Origin of the sequence: Rhodococcus sp. M8 (assembly GCF_015654185.1) — a bacterium.
In the GTDB taxonomy this organism is placed as follows: domain Bacteria; phylum Actinomycetota; class Actinomycetes; order Mycobacteriales; family Mycobacteriaceae; genus Rhodococcus; species Rhodococcus aetherivorans.
This window is the reverse complement of the sequence record NZ_CP064065.1, coordinates 1518065-1534735: the sequence shown is the minus strand read 5'-3', so window position 1 is coordinate 1534735 and position 16671 is coordinate 1518065. Positions and strand designations below refer to the sequence as shown.

Here is a 16671-nt window from a genome sequence, read left to right as displayed (position 1 = left end):
CATTCTCACGTGTCCGACACCAAGCTCGTGGCCGACCAGCTGAATGGGATCGACTTCAAGGTCGCCGATCTGTCCCTCGCCGAATTCGGCCGCAAGGAGATCCGGCTGGCCGAGCACGAGATGCCCGGCCTGATGGCGCTGCGCCGCGAGTACGCGGAGGTGCTGCCGCTGAAGGGCGCGCGGATCTCCGGCTCGCTGCACATGACCGTCCAGACGGCCGTGCTGATCGAGACGCTCGTCGCGCTCGGCGCCGAGGTGCGCTGGGCCTCGTGCAACATCTTCTCGACCCAGGACCATGCCGCCGCTGCGGTCGTCGTCGGCCCGCACGGCACCGTGGAGGCCCCGCGCGGTGTGCCGGTGTTCGCGTGGAAGGGCGAGACCCTCGATGAGTACTGGTGGGCTGCCGAGCAGATGCTCACCTGGCCCGCCGCCGCCGACGGGACACCGCGGCCGGCCAACATGATCCTCGACGACGGCGGTGACGCCACCATGCTCGTGCTCAAGGGCGCGCAGTTCGAGAAGGCGGGTGTGGTGCCGCCGGTGGACGAGGAGCACGACTCCGCCGAGTACCGGGTGTTCCTGGCGCTCCTGCGCGAGTCCCTCGCGCAGGACGCGAAGAAGTGGACGGCGATCGCCGAGTCGGTGCGCGGCGTCACCGAGGAGACCACCACCGGTGTGCTGCGGCTGTACCAGCTCTCGGCCGGCGGCGACCTGGCGTTCCCCGCGATCAACGTCAACGACTCGGTCACCAAGAGCAAGTTCGACAACAAGTACGGCACCCGGCACTCGCTGCTCGACGGCATCAACCGCGGTACCGACGTGCTCATCGGCGGCAAGGCCGCCCTGGTGTGCGGCTACGGGGACGTCGGCAAGGGCTGCGCGGAGGCGCTGCGCGGGCAGGGTGCGCGCGTGTCCGTCACCGAGATCGACCCGATCAACGCGCTGCAGGCGCTGATGGACGGCTTCGATGTCGTCACGGTCGAGGGCTTCATCGAGCAGGCCGACATCGTGATCACCGCGACCGGCAACAAGGACATCATCACCTTCGACCACATGCGCCGCATGAAGCACCAGGCGATCCTGGGCAACATCGGCCACTTCGACAACGAGATCGACATGGCCGGCCTCGAGCGGGCGTCGGACGTCACCCGCATCAACATCAAGCCGCAGGTCGACGAGTTCCGTTTCGCCGACGGGCATTCCATCCTCGTGCTGTCCGAGGGCCGGCTGCTCAACCTCGGCAACGCCACGGGCCATCCGTCGTTCGTGATGAGCAACTCGTTCGCCAACCAGGTGATCGCCCAGATCGAGCTGTGGACCAAGCCGGACGAGTACGACAACGAGGTCTACCGCCTGCCCAAGCACCTGGACGAGAAGGTCGCCCGCATCCACGTCGAGGCCCTCGGCGGCGAGCTCACCAAGCTGTCCAAGGACCAGGCCGAGTACATCGGGGTCGACGTGGAGGGCCCGTACAAGCCCGAGCACTACCGGTACTGAGCACGGTAGCGAGGATCGCAGGACACCGCCGATGGGCGCGTTGATCGTCGTGGAGGGGCTCGACGGGGCCGGCAAGCGGACACTGTCCGCGGGCCTCGTCGAGGCTTGGCGCGCTGCGGGATTCGTCGTCGCGACGCTCGCGTTTCCGCGCTACGGCGTGTCGGTGCACGCCGACCTCGGTGCCGAGGCCCTGCGGGGCCGGCACGGTGACGCGGCCTCGAGCATCGAGGCGATGGCCCTGCTGTGGGCCCTCGATCGGCGCGACGCCGCCGACGAGTTGCGGAAGCTCCTGGCGGACAACGACATCGTGCTGCTCGACCGGTATGTCGCGTCCAACGCCGCCTACACCGCCGCGCGGCACCACGAGGACGGCTCGGGGCCGTCGGTGGAATGGGTCCGCGAGCTCGAGTTCGATCGGTTCGCGCTGCCCGTACCGGATCTGCAGCTGCTGCTGCGGGTACCCGTGGAATTGGCTGCGCAGCGGGCCCGCAGTCGCGCCGCTGCCGACACGGCCCGCGATCGGGACGCGTACGAACGGGACTCGGGTCTGCAGGCCCGGACCGGGCAGGTGTACGACGACCTCGCACGCCGACAGTGGATGTCGCCGTGGCGGGTTGCCGGACCCGACGCCGATCCGCGACAACTCGCCGCCGAGATCTCAAATCAGCTTCACCACGGTCGAGGAGTGACACGATAGAAGCCATGAAGCCGAGGATTCTGGTTGTCGACGACGACACCGCGCTCGCCGAGATGCTCACGATCGTCCTGCGGGGCGAGGGATTCGAGCCGTACGTGGTGGGTGACGGTTCGCAGGCGCTGAACGCGGTCCGGGAGATCCGGCCCGACCTCGTCCTGCTCGACCTCATGCTCCCGGGCATGAACGGCATCGACGTGTGCCGGGTGCTGCGGGCCGACTCGGGCGTGCCCATCGTGATGCTCACCGCCAAGTCGGACACCGTGGACGTGGTGCTCGGGCTCGAATCCGGCGCCGACGACTACATCGTCAAGCCGTTCAAGCCCAAGGAACTCGTGGCCCGGGTTCGGGCGCGGCTGCGTCGCACCGAGCAGGAACCGGCCGAGGTGCTCTCCATCGGCGACATCGCCATCGACGTTCCCGCCCACAAGGTCAGCCGCGGGGACGAACTGATCTCTCTCACGCCGCTCGAGTTCGATCTTCTGGTGGCGCTCGCGCGCAAGCCGCGGCAGGTGTTCACCCGTGAGGTGCTGCTCGAGCAGGTCTGGGGCTACCGGCACGCGGCCGACACCCGCCTGGTGAACGTCCATGTGCAGCGGTTGCGCGCGAAGGTCGAGAAGGATCCCGAGAATCCCGAGGTGGTGCTGACGGTGCGTGGCGTCGGCTACAAGGCCGGACCGCCGTGATCGGTGGGTACCGACTGCGGCGGCGGATCACGAGGAGGACCCTGCCGCTGCTGAGGTGGTCACGTGCGGTGAGCAACCGGCTCGCCCACACGTGGCGGCGATCGTTGCAGCTCCGGGTCGTGGTCTCGACCCTGTCGCTGTCGCTGATCGTGATGCTCGTCCTCGGTGTCGTGCTCACCAGCCAGATCACCGAGCGGCTGCTCGAGGTGAAGATCAACGCTGCCACCGAGGAGGTCGAGCGCTCCCGCGCACTCGTCGAGGGCCAGCTCGCCGGCGCCGACGACTCCGGTTCGCTGCAGGTACGGCTCGACGGGGCCGCCGCGGCATTGACCAACCGCGGCAGCGACGCCGGCCAGGACACCGGCGTCGCGGGCACCTTCGACCCGGTGCTGATCGTGCCGGGCGACGGACCGCGCGCCCCGACGTCGAGCGGTCCTGCCGACCAGATCCCCGAGAACCTGCGCGCCTTCGTGCAGAAGGGCCAGATCTCCTACCAGTTCGCGACCGTGTCGGATCCGGACGGTTACTCCGGCCCGGCCCTGATCGTGGGCACCCCGACGGCGTCGGACATCTCCACCCTCGAGCTGTACCTGGTGTTTCCGCTGGCGGGCGAGGAGAACACGCTGTCGCTGGTGCGGGGCACGCTGCTCGTCGGCGCCGGCGTGCTGCTCGTGCTGCTCGCCGCGATCTCGATGATCGTCGCGCGCCAGGTCGTGCTGCCGATCCGCTCGGCGTCGCGCATCGCGGTCCGGTTCGCCGACGGCCGGCTCAAGGAACGCATGCCGGTGCGCGGTGAGGACGACATGGCGCGCCTGGCCATGTCCTTCAACGAGATGGCCGAAAGCCTGTCGCGGCAGATCACGCAGCTCGAGGAGTTCGGCAACCTGCAGAAGCGGTTCACCTCGGACGTCAGTCACGAGCTGCGGACCCCGCTGACGACGGTGCGGATGGCCGCCGACCTGATCCACGACGGCAGCGACGAACTCGACCCGTCCCTGAAGCGGGCCTCGGAGCTGCTCGTCACCGAGCTCGACCGGTTCGAGAGCCTGCTGGGCGATCTGCTCGAGATCAGCCGTCACGACGCCGGCGTCGCCGAGCTCGCGGCCGAGCAGCTCGACCTGCGGATGTGCGCCCGTGCCGCGGTCTCCACCGTCCGGCACCTCGCCCGCGAGAGCGGGACCGAGCTGATCGTCGACCTGCCCGGCGAACCCGTCACCGCCGAGGTGGATCCGCGCCGCGTCGAGCGCATCCTGCGGAACCTGCTCGCCAACGCCATCGACCACGGGGAAGGAAAACCCATCCTGTTGCGCCTGCGCGCCGACGACAACGCCGCCGCCTTCATCGTCCGGGACCAGGGCGTCGGCCTGCGTCCGGGCGAGGAGAAACTCGTCTTCAACCGGTTCTGGCGCTCGGACCCGTCGCGGGTCCGGCGGTCCGGCGGAACCGGCCTCGGCCTGGCGATCAGCGTCGAGGACGCCAACCTTCACAACGGCAAGCTCGAGGCGTGGGGCGAGCCCGGCCAGGGGTCCTGCTTCCGGCTGACCCTCCCGCGGGAACGGGGACGCAAGGTCGGCCGCAGTCCGCTGCCGCTCGTTCCCAGCACGGTCCGTGCGGTCCAGGGCCGCCCGCTGCCGGGAGCGGCCGCGCCGGCCGAGGCGGAGCCGGCGGATGCCGGGACCGGCGACGACGCCGGGACGGCCGCGGATTCGGCGCACGTGCCGGTCCCGCCCGAGGGAGCCGCCACATGAGGGGCACGAAGACGATCCTCACGGCGATGCTCGGCCTGACCGTCGCCGTGTCGGGGTGTGCCAGCCTGCCGGACTCGTCGTCGCCGCAGGCGGTCGGCACCATCGCCCGTGAGCCCACCACCACCTCGGTCCCCCCGCCGGCACCGGGCCGGGAACCGGACCTGCTCCTGCGCGACTTCCTGCGCGCCAGCACCGACCCGGCGAACCGCCACCTCGCGGCCCGGCAGTTCCTCACCGCCGACATGTCGGCCGGGTGGGACGACGCCGCCAGCGCGACGATCGTGGACAAGGTCGACGTGCTGCCGGAGTCGCGCAGCGCCGAGCGCGCGACGTACGTCATCCGCGCCAACCGGGTCGGGCACCTGGAGGAGGGCGGGGTCTACCGCGCCGACGAGGGACCGTTCGAAACCAGGATCACGCTCGTGCTCACGGGCGGCGAGTGGCGCATCGACGAGATGGGACCGGGCGTCGTCATGGACCGCCCGCAGTTCCTCAACGGCTACCAGCGACGCTCGCTGTACTTCGTCGACCCGTCCGGGCGCACAGTCGTGCCCGACCCCCGCTGGATCGCCGCGACCCAGGACCAGACCGCGGCACAGCTGATCGACCTGCTCATCGAGGGCCCGAAGGCGGCCCTGGCACCGGCCGTGCGCACGGAACTCGGCTCCGGGGTGTCCGTGCGGGGGCCGATCACCAAGGCCGACGGCCGCACGACCCAGGTCGGCGTCGGTCTCGGGGGCGTCCGGATCGACTTCCTGGGGTTGAAGCCCCTGAGCAAGGAGAGCCGCGAGATGCTGGCGGCACAGGTGATCTGGACCCTCGCCAACGCCGAGATCACCGGGCCCTACGTGCTGCTCGCGGACGGTCAGCCGCTGGACGAGCGGTTCCCGAACGGCTGGACCACCGCGGACGTGGCGTCGATGAACCCGCTGGCCACCTCGAGCGCCACCATCGGCCTCCACGCCCTGCGGGGCGGCGGGCTGGTCAGTGTCGCCGAGACCGGGGTGACTCCGGTGCCCGGGGCCTTCGGCGCCGCGACGAACCTGCGCTCGGTCGCGCTGTCGCACGACGGCGAGCTCGCGGCCGCCGTCGCCGACACCGGGCGTCCCGCCCCCGAAGCCACCGCCGAGCTGCTGATCGGCCCGTACCGCGACGGGACGGCGGCACGTGCCCTGCAGGGCGAATCGATCACGCGGCCGACGTGGGCGCTCGACGACAACTCCGTGTGGGCCGTGGTCAACGGCACGAACGTGGTGCGCGTGGTGCGCGAGCCGGGCACCGGCCGGGTCACCGTCCTCCCCGTCGACGCCGGCTCCGTGCGGGCCGTGGGCAACGTGATCAGCGATCTGCGGCTTTCCCGCGACGGCGTGCGCGCGGCGATGATCGTGGACGGCCGCGTGTACGTCGCGGTGGTCGTGCAGAAGTCGAACGGCGAGTTCTCGCTCACGACGCCGCGGGAGATCGCCATCGGCCTCGGCAGCCCGGCGTTGTCGCTGGACTGGAGCACCCCGGACACCGTGGTGGTGGCACGGTCCGCCTCCGACGTGCCCGTCGTGCAGGTCGCGGTGGACGGCTCCCGCATGGACGCCCTGCCGAGCCGGAACCTCACCCCGCCCGTGGTCGCCGTCGAGGCGTCGACGACCTCGGAGTTCGTGGCCGACTCGCGGGCGGTGTTCCAGCTGAACAACGCCGATCCGGCCGGCGACCGGTACTGGCGCGAGGTACCCGGCCTGACCGGGCTGCAGGCGGTCCCCGTCCTGCCGGGCTGACGGTCCGGCGCGGGATGTCGGGGCCGGCGGCCACACTGGCGCGGTGCTGACCTCGCTGCTGGATCTGGTGCTGCCCGTCGAGTGCGGCGGTTGCGGACTCGCCGGCGTCGGCTGGTGCCGGCGCTGTGCCCGGGAACTGGCGGACGTGCCCGCACGGGTCCGGCCCCGGGTCGATCCCGGCGTGCCGGTGTGGGCGCTGGGGCCGTACCGCGGCGCCCGCCGTCGCGCGGTGATCGCGGCCAAGGAACACGGCCGGCGCGATCTGGCCGGCCCGCTCGGCCTCGCGCTGGCGACCGCCGTGTCGCGGTTGCGGCGCTGGGGCGAGCTGCCCGCCGGACCCGTCGTCGTGGTGCCCGCTCCGACGAGGGCGCGGGCGGCGCGGTCACGCGGCGGCGACCCGGTGACGCGCGCGGCGCGCGTGGCCGCCGGCCACGACCGGCGGCTCGAGGTCTGCGGCCTCCTCGGCACCGGGCGCGGCGTCCGGGATTCGGTGGGGCTGTCGGCCGCCCAGCGGCAGCGCAACCTGGCCGGCCGGGTGCGGATCCGGACGGCGGCGGGTCCGCCGCCCGGGGCGGCGGTGCTGCTCGTCGACGACGTCGTCACCACCGGCGCCACCGCGGCGGAGTCGGTGCGGGTCCTGCGGGCCGCGGGCCATCGCCCGTGCGGGGTGCTGGTGATCGCCGCCGCGTAGCGAGCCGGAGGGCCCTGCGCCGCGGGACGTGGGTCCGCGAGAAAGGGGACATCGGTCCTGCCACGAGGTGACCACGGCGTGAAATTCGACGGAACGGTGGCACTCCCCGCCGTTCCGTACTACCGTCGCCCTCAGACCCGAAAACACAGGTAGCGGGCGCAAAACGCCCCTGACCGTCGTGTCGGGCGGAGCGCGTTTCGCGCTCGTCGATCATGCCGGCGCGCGAGCTGCGCCGGCCGTACTCGGGAGGTACGAGTGACGATCCCTTCGAAGTCCAAGGTTCCCGCTGCAGAGGCCGAAGCCGGTACTGCGGAGTCCAACGGTCCCCGCGCCGACATCGTCGTCAAGGGGCGCAACGTCGAGGTCCCGGATCACTTCCGGGTCTACGTGTCCGAGAAGCTCGCTCGGCTCGAACGTTTCGACCCGACGATCTTCCTGTTCGATGTGGAGTTGCAGCACGAGCGCAATCGCCGGCAGCTGAAGAGTTGTCAGAGAGTCGAGATCACCGCTCGGGCCAAGGGACCGGTGGTGCGCGCGGAGGCGTCCGCGGACAGTTTCTACGCCGCCTTCGAGTCCGTGACGGACAAGCTGGAGTCGCGGTTGCGTCGCACGAAGGACCGCCGCAAGGTGCACCACGGGGAGAAGACCCCCGTCTCGGTCGCCGAGGCCACCGCGCAACTCGCCAAGGACGACTCCCTCGGCATCTCACCGGAGATCTCGCTGGAACAGCACGAGCCCGAGCCCACAGGTCCGGGCCGGATCGTGCGCACGAAGGAGCACACGGCCGAGCCGATGACCGTCGACGACGCGCTGTACGAGATGGAGCTGGTGGGGCACGACTTCTACCTGTTCCACGACAAGGAGACCGACAGTCCCTCGGTCGTCTACCGCCGGCACGCGTTCGACTACGGATTGATCCGGCTGGTGTGACGACCGCACCGCGGAGCGGCGGCGTCTCGCGCGCCACCCTGCCGAGCGGTCGCCCGTCGTCACCTCGCTGAAAGACCGCCTACCATGGAATCCGGCCGGGGTCGATACAGGCCTCGGCCGGATTTTCGTTGCCCGTGCTGTACCCGAGATTGAGGACGAACACGCCCGTGCTGTCGCTGTCGAAGCTGCTCCGAGTCGGTGAAGGTCGCATGGTCAAGCGGCTCAAGCACATCGCCGACCACGTCGATTCCCTCTCACCCGAGTTCGAGACGCTCACCGACGAGCAGTTGCGGGCCAAGACGGACGAGTTCCGCCGGCGTTACCAGGACGGCGAGACCCTCGACGAGCTGCTGCCCGAGGCGTTCGCGACGGCCCGCGAGGCGTCGTGGCGGGTGCTGGGCCAGAAGCACTACCCGGTTCAGATCATGGGCGGCGCGGCGCTGCACTTCGGCAACATCGCCGAGATGAAGACCGGTGAGGGCAAGACCCTGACCTGTGTGCTGCCCGCCTACCTCAACGCCATCGCCGACGAGGGCGTGCACGTGGTGACGGTCAACGACTACCTCGCCAAGCGCGACTCCGAGTGGATGGGCCGGGTGCACCGGTCCCTCGGGCTCGAGACCGCGGTGATCCTGTCCGGCCTCCCGCCCGCCGAGCGGCGCGCCGCGTACGCCGCGGACATCACCTACGGCACCAACAACGAGTTCGGCTTCGACTATCTGCGCGACAACATGACGCACTCGCTCGACGATCTCGTGCAGCGCGGCCACAACTTCGCGATCGTCGACGAGGTCGACTCGATCCTCATCGACGAGGCCCGCACGCCGCTGATCATCTCGGGCCCGGCCGACGCGTCGAGCAAGTGGTACGCCGAGTTCGCGCGGATCGCGCCGCTGCTGAAGAAGGACGTCCACTACGAGGTGGACATCAAGAAGCGCACCATCGGCGTGCACGAGGCGGGGGTGGAGCTCGTCGAGGACCAGCTCGGCATCGACAACCTGTACGAGGCGGCGAACTCGCCGCTGGTGAGCTACCTCAACAACGCCATCAAGGCCAAGGAGCTGTACCAGCGCGACAAGGACTACATCGTCCGCAACGGCGAGGTGATCATCGTCGACGAGTTCACCGGCCGCATCCTCGTCGGACGGCGCTACAACGAGGGCATGCACCAGGCCATCGAGGCCAAGGAAGGCGTCGAGATCAAGGCGGAGAACCAGACGCTCGCCACGATCACGCTGCAGAACTACTTCCGCCTCTACGACAAGCTCTCCGGCATGACGGGCACCGCCGAGACCGAGGCCGCGGAGCTGCACCAGATCTACGAGCTCGGCGTGATCCCGATCCCGACGAACAAGCCGATGGTCCGCGCGGACCAGGGCGACCTGATCTACAAGACGGAGGAGGCGAAGTTCGCGGCCGTCGTCGACGACGTCGCCGAGCGCCACGCCAAGGGCCAGCCGGTCCTGATCGGCACCACCAGCGTCGAACGCTCCGAATACCTGTCCAAGCAGTTCACCAAGCGCGGCATCCCGCACAACGTGCTCAACGCCAAGTTCCACGAGCAGGAGGCGACGATCATCGCCGAGGCCGGCCGGTCCGGCGCGGTGACCGTCGCCACCAACATGGCCGGTCGCGGTACCGACATCGTGCTCGGGGGCAACCCGGACATCCTGGCCGACGTGGAGCTGCGCAAGCGGGGTCTCGACCCGGTCCACACGCCCGAGGAGTACGAGGCGGCCTGGGACGAGGTGATCGAGCGGATCAACGACGAGGTCAAGGCCGACGCCGACAAGGTCCGGGCGGCGGGCGGCCTGTACGTCCTCGGCACCGAGCGGCACGAGTCCCGCCGTATCGACAACCAGCTGCGCGGCCGTTCCGGCCGGCAGGGCGATCCGGGTGAGTCGCGCTTCTACCTCTCGCTCGGCGACGAGCTGATGCGCCGCTTCAACGGCGCGGCGCTCGAGTCGATCATGACCCGCCTGAACCTGCCCGACGACGTGCCGATCGAGGCGAAGATGGTCTCGAAGGCCATCAAGAGCGCGCAGACGCAGGTCGAGCAGCAGAACTTCGAGATCCGCAAGAACGTCCTGAAGTACGACGAGGTGATGAACCAGCAGCGCACCGTCATCTACGACGAGCGCCGCCGCATCCTCCGCGGGGAGGACCTCGAGGGCCAGGTCGAGCACATGATCGCGGATGTGGTCACCGCGTACGTCGACGGCGCCACCGCCGAGGGCTACGTCGAGGACTGGGACCTCGAGCAGCTGTGGACGGCGCTGAAGACCCTCTACCCGGTGGGCATCGACCACAAGGAACTCACCGTCTCCACGAACGGCGAGCCCGCGGACCTCAGCCGCGAGGAACTGCGCGAGGCCCTGCTGGAGGACGCGCGCGCCGCGTACGCCCGCCGCGAGGCGGAGATCGACGCCGTCGCCGGCGAGGGCGGCATGCGCGAGCTCGAGCGCCGCGTCCTGCTGTCGGTGCTCGACCGCAAGTGGCGCGAGCACCTCTATGAGATGGACTACCTCAAGGAGGGCATCGGCCTGCGGGCGATGGCGCAGCGCGACCCGCTCGTCGAGTACCAGCGGGAGGGCTACGACATGTTCATCGGCATGCTCGAGGGCCTGAAGGAGGAGTCCGTCGGATTCCTGTTCAACCTGCAGGTCGAGGCGGCGCAGCCGCAGCCGGCCCCGGGCGTCAGCGTCACCGCCGCGTCCGCGGCCGTCACGGCGCAGGCCGCCCCCACCCTGGCGAAGCCTGCTCCCGCCCCGGCACCTCCTGCTCCCGCGCCCGCTCCGGCCGCGCTGCGCGCGAAGGGGCTCGACGAGGACGAGGAGCGCAACCTCACCTACACCGGGCCGGCCGAGGACGGCAGTGCCCAGGTGCGGCGCAGCCCCGCGACATCGTCGCCGGCCGCGTCCGCGCCCGGGACGACGGGCACCCGCCGGCAGCGCCGGGAGGCGGCACGCAAGCAGACCAAGGCGCAGCGCCGCCGCTGACGACCCGGCCGGAGCGCCGGCCCGGCCGCGTCGTCCGGTCAGCCCAGCCACACGGTGGTGATCAGCCAGCCGTGCGGCGTCCGGCGTGTTGTGGGATGGCGCGAGACCCGGCCGGCCAGCGCGAACACGCGGTGGCCGCGGCCGTAGGAGCCGAACAACTCGGCGGTGTCGGCGTCGACCGCGCGCAGCCGGGTCCGCAGCAGCACCGCGGTCCCCGTGTCGCCCGACTTCGCCACGGCGGCGACGCTCGCGTGCAGCGACGAATGCAGCACCGCGGTGAGCTGGGTCTCCGGGCGGCGCCGGTCGGCCACCTCGAGGATCAACCGGGCCGCGAGGTCGGCGAACCGTCGCGCCGCCGGATCCACCTCCGCCGCCGGCCGGCCGGCCGGCGGCGCCGAGGCGCGCACCGAGCGGCCGTCGTGCGGGGTGAGGCGGCGCCGCGCGTGCCGGCGATGCGGTCCGGCCGGGCAACAGCGCTGCACCGGCGGCTCGAACGGAACGATGCGCCGGACGTAGTGGGCGTCGTCGTGCGGAGATGTCATCGGTTCTCCCGGATCCAGGGGGCGACGTCGGCGCGGAGCGGCCGACGCCCGGTGTGCGGACCCCGGGAGAGGACGGAGTCGCCGGTCATGGTGCCACATCCGCGCCGAGGAGGCGCGAGCATGGCGGGTCCGGTGTCGCCGCGGTTCGGGCTGTTGCATCGCCGAACCGGTGCTCGCGAACTAGGGTGAGGCGATGCGTGGACTGGTGCTCGATTTCGGTGGGGTGCTCGCGGGCCCCGGCACGGACGCGGCCGCGCTCGGTGGGGTGCTCGCCGAGGTGCGCCGGCGCGGCGTGCGCACCGCGATCCTCAGCAACGATCCGGGCGGTCCCGCAGCCGGCCCGCTGCGCGATCTCGGGCGCGGCCGGCTGGTGGACGAGGTGGTGCTGTCCGGAGACGTGGGCACCGCCAAACCGGACCCGCGCAGCTACCTGCTGGTGGCCCGGCGTCTCGGGCTCGAACCGTCGGCGTGCGTGTTCGTCGACGACCTGCGGGTGAACGTGGACGGCGCGGTCGCGGCGGGGATGGTCGGCGTGCATCATGCCGATGCCGCCGAGGTGGTGGCGGAATTGACGGTGCTGTTCGGCCTCGGCGAGTCGTCGCGGGCCGGGGCGCCGCGGGACGAGGGGGATGTCGGGCGATGACCAACCGGATGTCGGCTCAGGACGCGTCGTTCTACTTTCTGGAGACGAGCAATACGCCGATGCACATCGGCTCGCTCGCCATCCTGGAGCAGCCGCGCGGTGGGCTCGACTACGAGGACGTGCTGCGGCTGGTGGAGCGACGTCTCGCGGCGGTGCCGCGGTACCGGCAGAAGGCCCGCGAGGTCGCGCTCGGCCTGGCGCGGCCCGTGTGGGTCGACGACCGCGACTTCGACATCACCTACCACGTGCGGCGCTCGGCATTGCCGCGGCCCGGCTCCGAAGCGCAGCTGCACGACCTGTTGGCCCGGCTGATCTCCCGTCCTCTCGACCGTTCGCGCCCGCTGTGGGAGATGTATCTCGTCGAGGGCCTGGCCGGCGACCGGTGCGCCCTGTTCACCAAGACCCACTCGGCCCTGGTGGACGGCGAGGAGGCACTCGAGATCGGGCAGGTGCTCTTCGAGCCCACCGAGACTCCCCGGGTGGATCCGGAGGAGCTGTGGATGCCGGAACCGGAGCCGAGCGACTCGGCGCTGGTGTTCGGCGCGCTCGCGGAGCTGGTGGCCCGCCCCGGCGAGGCCGTGTCGGGGTTGCGGGCGGCCGTCGGCGATCTGGCCGCCACCGCCGGCGAGGCGCTGGATGTGGTGGGCCGGTTGGCGCGCACCGCCGCCCAGTCCGCGCCCGGCAGCCCGCTGAATGCCTCGATCTCGCGCAACCGCCGGTTCGCGGTGGTCAAGGCCGATCTCGAGCTGTACCGGAAGATCCGGGCCCGCTACGGCTGCACCATCAACGACGTCGTGCTGGCGGTGATCGCGGGGGCGCTGCGGTACTGGCTGCTCTCACGCGGGGAGCCGCTGACGGAGGCGACGGTGGTGCGGGCGATGGTGCCGATGTCGGTGTACACGCAGGACCCGGATGCGCCCGACGAGGGTGGGGACGTGTCCGCGGCGGGGCCGCGCGGGGAGGTCTCGACCTTCCTGGTGGACCTTCCGGTCGGTGAACCGAACGCGGTCGTCCGCCTGTCCCACATCTCGCACGCCGGGGAGGCCTACTCGCGGCAGGGCCGGCGGGTGCCGGCGCGGTCGATGATGCGGCTGTCCGGGTTCGCGCCCGCGACCATGCACGCGGTCGGGGCGCGTGTCGCGAGTGGTTTCTCCCAGCGCATGTTCAACCTGATGATCACGAACGCACCGGGTCCGCAGCATCCCCTCTACCTCGCCGGGGCGCGGGTGCTCGAGATGTACCCGATCTCGCCCCTGCTGAAGAACCAGGCACTGAGCGTCGCGTTGACGTCGTACGACGGCAACGTCTACTACGGTCTGAATGCGGACCGCGACGCCATGCCCGATGTGGAGGTGCTGACGTCGCTGCTGCACGAGTCGCTCGAGGAGTTGTTGGATGCCAGTAGGTGAGTTGTGACACGGGTGTACGTGCCGGCCACGATCGAGACGTTGAAGCGGTTGGTCGCCGACGGCGAGTTCGAGGCGGTGAGCCGCACCGCGTTCGCGGTCACCCCCGCGTTGCGCGAGGCGTACACCTCCGGCGACGACGAGGAACTCGCCGAGGTCGCGATGGCCGAGGCGGCCCGCGCCTCGTTGCGGTTGCTCGCCGGCCGGGCCGACGACGACCCGGCTCCCGAGTTCGGCCTGCGCCGGGTGGTCGTGGCCGCGGACGTCGACGGGGTGACTTTGCGCCCGGATCTCGACGATGCGGTGGTCCGGCTGCCCGGACCGGTGCCGCTGTCCGCGGTCGCGTCGGTGCACGTGGACCTCGCCGCCGCGGAGCCGGACATCGCCCGTGCCCTCCCGGTCGTGGACGCGGCCGACCTCGGCGACGAGGAGGCGGAGTTCGTGCTGGGCGACGCCGAGGACCACGAACTCGCCTGGTACGCCGCCCAGGAACTGCAGTTCCTGCTCGAGTTGCTCTGAGCTGCTCCCGGCCCCGAGTGTGACGGCTGTCTCGCCGCAACCTACGCCTCCGTAGGGAGCTGGTAACCTACGGAGGCGTAGCCCCTGGACGAGGAGAAGTGATCGGATGGGTCTGAAGGACTGGATCGAGCGGCCGGCGGCGCATGTCGCGACGAGGGACCGATCCGTGTCGAATCTCCTGCGCGGCGCGGCCGCGCGGTTGACGACACCGCTCCTGCCCGACGACTACCTGCACCTCGCCAACCCGCTGTGGTCGGCGCGTGAGCTGCGCGGCCGCATCGTCGAGGTCCGCCGCGAGACCGCCGACTCCGCGACGCTCGTCATCAAGCCCGGCTGGGGCTTCGACTTCGGGTACGCGCCGGGCCAGTACATCGGCATCGGGCTGCACGTCGACGGCCGCTGGCACTGGCGTTCGTACTCGCTGACCTCGTCGCCCACCTGGGACCGCAAGCTCATCTCGATCACCGTCAAGGCCATGACCGACGGTTTCCTGTCGAGTCACCTCGTGAGCGGCGTGCCCTCGGGCACGATCGTGCGGCTCGCCGCGCCCAAGGGCGAGTTCGTCCTGTCCGACCCCCCGCCGCCGAAGATCCTCTTCCTCACCGCGGGCAGCGGCATCACCCCGATCATGTCGATGCTGCGCACCCTCGACCGCCGGTCGCTGCAGGCGCATGCCGAGCTGCCCGACGTCGTGCACGTGCACTCGGCGCCCACCGCCCCCGAGGTGATGTTCGCCGACGAGATCGCCCGCTTCGGTGCGGACCACGAGCAGTACCGCCCGTACGTGCGGCTGACGCGGGAGCAGGGCAAGTTCACCCTCGCCGAGCTGGACACGGTGTGCCCGGACTGGCGGGAGCGCCAGGTGTGGGCGTGTGGCCCGCAGGCGATGCTCGACGACATGGAGCGGTTCTGGGATGCCGCGGGCCTGCCGGAGCGGCTCCATCTGGAACGCTTCGCCGTCACCCGGGCGGATACCTCCGGCGCCGGCGGCACGGTGACCTTCGCCAAGTCGGGCAAGACCGTCACCGTCGACGGTGCGACGACCCTGCTCGAGGCGGGTGAGAGCGCCGGCGCCCTGATGCCGTTCGGCTGCCGGATGGGAATCTGTCAGACTTGTGTGGTGCCCCTGGAGAAGGGGCACGTCGTCGATCTCCGGTCCGGCAAGGAACACGCCGAGGGGGAGCGGGTTCAGACCTGCATCTCCGCGGCTGCCGGAGACTGCACGCTCGGCGCCTGACGCACTACCGACCCGGACCAGGGGGAAGGACCCCGGTGGCAATCACCGACATCACCGAGTTCGCGCACCTCACCGACGCGGACATCGAGGAACTCGGCCGCGAGTTCGACGCGATCCGTCGCGACATCGAGGACACCCGGGGGCTGCGCGACGCCCGCTACATCCGCAACACGATCCGGCTGCAACGCGTGCTCGAGATCGGCGGCCGGGCGGCGCTGTTCGGCAGCCGCCGGCGTCCGCTGTGGCTGCTCGGCACGGGCTTGCTCTCCCTGTCGAAGATCATCGAGAACATGGAGCTCGGGCACAACGTGATGCACGGGCAGTGGGACTGGATGAACGACCCGGAGATCCACTCGACGTCGTGGGAGTGGGACCAGACGGGTCCGTCGCAGCACTGGAAGCGCGCCCACAACTACGCGCACCACACCTATACGAACATCGTCGGCATGGACGACGACGTGGGATTCGGCATCCTGCGGATGACGCGCGACGAGAAGTGGCGGCCGATCAACCTGCTGCAGCCCGTGGCCAACCTGATCTTGGCGGCCACCTTCGAGTGGGGCATCGCCCTGCACGACCTCGGAGCCGAGAAGAAGGCGTGCGGTGTGCCGCCGGGGCAGCGGAACTCCCAGCCCACCAAGGACTTTGCCCGGAAGATCGCGCGGCAGCTGGGCAAGGACCTGGTGCTGTTCCCGGCCATGACGGGCCGGGCGTGGCGCAGCACGATCACCGCGAACCTCACGGCCAACCTGGTGCGGAACCTGTGGGCGTACGTGGTGATCTTCTGCGGTCACTTCCCCGACGGCGCCGAGAAGTTCACCGTGGCGCAGTACGAGAACGAGACGCAGGGCCAGTGGTACCTGCGGCAGCTGCTCGGTAGCGCCAACATCGATGCCGGTCCGGTGATGGCCTTCATGACCGGCAACCTGAGCTACCAGATCGAGCACCACCTGTTCCCGGACCTGCCCAGCAACCGCTACCCGGAGATCGCGGAGCGGGTGCGCACGCTGTGTGCGAAGTACGACCTGCCGTACACGAGCGGTCCGCTCGGCAAGCAGTACCTGCTGGCGCTGCGCACGATCCACAAGCTGGCGTTGCCGGACGCGTGGTTGCGGGCGACGTCGGACGATGCCCCGGAGACCTCCTCCGAGCGCAAGTTCCGGCGTCCCGATCTGCCGCGGGTGCGGTCGGTGGGGGAGCGTCGCGAGGGGCTGGCGACCGCGCTGCAGACATTGCGCGCCGCCAAACGCGCCGCCCGGCGGAAGTGATCTGCCGCACAAGCTACATCTCCGTAACCTACGGACTCGTAA

14 protein-coding genes are annotated in these 16671 nt (G+C 70.7%); 13 read left to right on the top strand and 1 reads right to left on the bottom strand.

The genetic code is table 11. The features are described 5' to 3' along the window. Positions 1–9: 9 nt before the first annotated feature. The 8 genes from ahcY to secA all read left to right on the top strand — a co-directional run bounded on the left by ahcY (position 10) and on the right by secA (position 11014). The gene (gene ahcY, locus ISO16_RS06915) at positions 10–1497 is read left to right on the top strand and encodes an adenosylhomocysteinase (protein ID WP_072635583.1); all 1488 of its coding nucleotides are present in this window, start codon (positions 10–12) and stop codon (positions 1495–1497) included. 31 nt (positions 1498–1528) lie between these two features. Next, positions 1529–2194: a dTMP kinase gene (locus ISO16_RS06910; protein ID WP_029544615.1), complete on the top strand. Its 666-nt coding sequence runs from the start codon at positions 1529–1531 to the stop codon at positions 2192–2194. Positions 2195–2199: 5 nt separating this feature from the next. After that, positions 2200–2877, top strand: coding sequence for an MtrAB system response regulator MtrA (mtrA, locus tag ISO16_RS06905; RefSeq protein ID WP_006942670.1), 678 nt, complete (start codon positions 2200–2202; stop codon positions 2875–2877). Then, positions 2874–4625 carry an MtrAB system histidine kinase MtrB gene (gene mtrB, locus ISO16_RS06900; protein WP_072635582.1) on the top strand — a complete coding sequence of 584 codons (1752 nt, stop codon included), beginning with the start codon at positions 2874–2876 and terminating at the stop codon, positions 4623–4625. The genes mtrA and mtrB overlap by 4 nt, the downstream gene beginning before the upstream one ends. Then, on the top strand, positions 4622–6394 hold the full coding sequence (lpqB, locus tag ISO16_RS06895; RefSeq protein WP_072635581.1) for an MtrAB system accessory lipoprotein LpqB: 1773 nt from the start codon (positions 4622–4624) through the stop codon (positions 6392–6394). The genes mtrB and lpqB overlap by 4 nt, the downstream gene beginning before the upstream one ends. Before the next feature lie 43 nt (positions 6395–6437). After that, a complete protein-coding gene (locus ISO16_RS06890; protein ID WP_065922406.1) occupies positions 6438–7085 on the top strand; it encodes a ComF family protein in 648 nt (215 codons plus the stop codon). A 255-nt stretch (positions 7086–7340) separates the two neighbouring features. Continuing rightward, positions 7341–8015 carry a ribosome hibernation-promoting factor, HPF/YfiA family gene (hpf, locus tag ISO16_RS06885; RefSeq protein WP_006942687.1) on the top strand — a complete coding sequence of 225 codons (675 nt, stop codon included), beginning with the start codon at positions 7341–7343 and terminating at the stop codon, positions 8013–8015. A gap of 167 nt (positions 8016–8182) precedes the next feature. Beyond that, positions 8183–11014, top strand: a complete 2832-nt coding sequence (secA, locus tag ISO16_RS06880; RefSeq protein WP_072635580.1) for a preprotein translocase subunit SecA — start codon at positions 8183–8185, stop codon at positions 11012–11014. 38 nt (positions 11015–11052) lie between these two features. Here the strand turns inward: secA and ISO16_RS06875 are convergent, their stop codons facing one another. Then, on the bottom strand, positions 11053–11556 hold the full coding sequence (locus ISO16_RS06875) for an Rv3235 family protein (RefSeq protein WP_072635579.1): 504 nt from the start codon (positions 11554–11556) through the stop codon (positions 11053–11055). 193 nt (positions 11557–11749) lie between these two features. Here ISO16_RS06875 and ISO16_RS06870 point away from each other — a divergent pair, with 193 nt between their 5' ends. The 5 genes from ISO16_RS06870 to ISO16_RS06850 all read left to right on the top strand — a co-directional run bounded on the left by ISO16_RS06870 (position 11750) and on the right by ISO16_RS06850 (position 16629). After that, positions 11750–12199, top strand: coding sequence for an HAD-IA family hydrolase (locus ISO16_RS06870; protein WP_006942692.1), 450 nt, complete (start codon positions 11750–11752; stop codon positions 12197–12199). Further along, a complete protein-coding gene (locus ISO16_RS06865) occupies positions 12196–13608 on the top strand; it encodes a WS/DGAT/MGAT family O-acyltransferase (RefSeq protein WP_029544608.1) in 1413 nt (470 codons plus the stop codon). The genes ISO16_RS06870 and ISO16_RS06865 overlap by 4 nt, the downstream gene beginning before the upstream one ends. A 3-nt stretch (positions 13609–13611) precedes the next feature. Further along, positions 13612–14124: a DUF6912 family protein gene (locus ISO16_RS06860; RefSeq protein WP_006942694.1), complete on the top strand. Its 513-nt coding sequence runs from the start codon at positions 13612–13614 to the stop codon at positions 14122–14124. Between the two features lie 106 nt (positions 14125–14230). After that, positions 14231–15361: a ferredoxin reductase gene (locus ISO16_RS06855; protein ID WP_072635578.1), complete on the top strand. Its 1131-nt coding sequence runs from the start codon at positions 14231–14233 to the stop codon at positions 15359–15361. Positions 15362–15396: 35 nt separating this feature from the next. After that, on the top strand, positions 15397–16629 hold the full coding sequence (locus ISO16_RS06850; RefSeq protein ID WP_006942699.1) for a fatty acid desaturase family protein: 1233 nt from the start codon (positions 15397–15399) through the stop codon (positions 16627–16629). Positions 16630–16671: the final 42 nt, after the last annotated feature.